Below are 485 nucleotides of genomic sequence, written 5' to 3' on the forward strand. Positions count from 1 at the left end.
GAACAAGATAATGACAAGGTTAGACGCTACTTAGATGTTCTAGGATGTTTTCCTAATACCCCAATTGTCTATAGTGATGAAACTGGCATTGATACCTATCTTTATCGTCAAAAAGCCCGAGCTGTACGCGGTCAAAAAGTCTATGATAAAGTCAGTGGACGTCGCTTTGAAAGGTTTTCAGTTGTCGCAGGGCAAATTGGTTCCCAAATTGTAGCACCATTGTTATATCAGGGCACAATGACAGCAGATCTCTTTATGACATGGTATGAAAAGGAACTATTACCGTGCTTATCAGAGCCGCATCTGATTATTATGGATAATGCTACTTTTCATCCTAAAAAGCAGCTTGATGAGTGTTCTATAGCAAGCAGGCATTACTTTCTTCCTTTGCCACCCTATTCTCCTGAACTCAATCCCATTGAACAGTTTTGGGCTACTCTAAAAAGAAAGGTGACTGAATTGTTAAGGACAGGATGTTCTGTTCA

At 40.0% G+C, this 485-nt stretch carries 1 protein-coding gene; it reads left to right on the forward strand.

From position 1 onward, the window contains the following. A partial coding sequence (locus tag EII23_RS12340) for a transposase (protein WP_148091291.1) occupies positions 1–485 on the forward strand: 485 nt, incomplete at both ends.

Origin of the sequence: Desulfovibrio sp. OH1186_COT-070, from assembly GCF_003860215.1 — a bacterium.
GTDB lineage: Bacteria > Desulfobacterota > Desulfovibrionia > Desulfovibrionales > Desulfovibrionaceae > Desulfovibrio.